The sequence below is a fragment of the Pseudomonas sp. URMO17WK12:I11 genome (genome assembly GCF_007677725.1).
Classification (GTDB): Bacteria; Pseudomonadota; Gammaproteobacteria; order Pseudomonadales; family Pseudomonadaceae; genus Aquipseudomonas.
Genome location: NZ_VEDF01000031.1, coordinates 1 through 1,568 on the forward strand (window position 1 = coordinate 1; position 1,568 = coordinate 1,568).

General features: G+C 52.6%; 2 rRNA genes. Both read left to right on the forward strand.

Annotation, left to right across the window (positions count from 1 at the left end):
- A 23S ribosomal RNA gene (locus FS665_RS23095) occupies positions 1-1,368 on the forward strand; the annotation flags it as partial.
- A 132-nt stretch (positions 1,369-1,500) separates the two neighbouring features.
- Positions 1,501-1,568 (forward strand): 5S ribosomal RNA (gene rrf, locus FS665_RS23100); the annotation flags it as partial.

Genomic DNA, 1,568 nt, shown 5'->3' on the forward strand with positions numbered 1-1,568 from the left:
TTAGGCGACGAAGTGGTTGATGCCATGCTTCCAAGAAAAGCTCCTAAGCTTCAGATAACTGGGAACCGTACCCCAAACCGACACAGGTGGTTAGGTAGAGAATACCAAGGCGCTTGAGAGAACTCGGGTGAAGGAACTAGGCAAAATGGCACCGTAACTTCGGGAGAAGGTGCGCCGGCGAAGGTGAAGGACTTGCTCCGTAAGCTTATGCCGGTCGAAGATACCAGGCCGCTGCGACTGTTTATTAAAAACACAGCACTCTGCAAACACGAAAGTGGACGTATAGGGTGTGACGCCTGCCCGGTGCCGGAAGGTTAATTGATGGGGTTAGCGCAAGCGAAGCTCTTGATCGAAGCCCCGGTAAACGGCGGCCGTAACTATAACGGTCCTAAGGTAGCGAAATTCCTTGTCGGGTAAGTTCCGACCTGCACGAATGGCGTAACGATGGCGGCGCTGTCTCCACCCGAGACTCAGTGAAATTGAAATCGCTGTGAAGATGCAGTGTATCCGCGGCTAGACGGAAAGACCCCGTGAACCTTTACTATAGCTTTGCACTGGACTTTGAATTTGCTTGTGTAGGATAGGTGGGAGGCTTTGAAGTGGGGACGCCAGTTCTCATGGAGCCATCCTTGAAATACCACCCTGGCAACTTTGAGGTTCTAACTCAGGTCCGTTATCCGGATCGAGGACAGTGTATGGTGGGTAGTTTGACTGGGGCGGTCTCCTCCCAAAGAGTAACGGAGGAGTACGAAGGTGCGCTCAGACCGGTCGGAAATCGGTCGTAGAGTATAAAGGCAAAAGCGCGCTTGACTGCGAGACACACACGTCGAGCAGGTACGAAAGTAGGTCTTAGTGATCCGGTGGTTCTGTATGGAAGGGCCATCGCTCAACGGATAAAAGGTACTCCGGGGATAACAGGCTGATACCGCCCAAGAGTTCATATCGACGGCGGTGTTTGGCACCTCGATGTCGGCTCATCACATCCTGGGGCTGAAGCCGGTCCCAAGGGTATGGCTGTTCGCCATTTAAAGTGGTACGCGAGCTGGGTTTAGAACGTCGTGAGACAGTTCGGTCCCTATCTGCCGTGGACGTTTGAGATTTGAGAGGGGCTGCTCCTAGTACGAGAGGACCGGAGTGGACGAACCTCTGGTGTTCCGGTTGTCACGCCAGTGGCATTGCCGGGTAGCTATGTTCGGAAGAGATAACCGCTGAAAGCATCTAAGCGGGAAACTTGCCTCAAGATGAGATCTCACTGGGATCTTGAATCCCCTAAAGGGCCGTCGAAGACTACGACGTTGATAGGTTGGGTGTGTAAGCGCTGTGAGGCGTTGAGCTAACCAATACTAATTGCCCGTGAGGCTTGACCATATAACACCCAAGCAATCTGCAGCGCAGATTGTGGTGGTGAAGATGACAGAACCGAAAGTTCGCAACGCATCACGAACATCACATATCCGAATTCGCTGGGCTGTCCATCTGGACATTCTGGCTACAGAATTTCTTGACGACCATAGAGCATTGGAACCACCTGATCCCATCCCGAACTCAGTAGTGAAACGATGCATCGC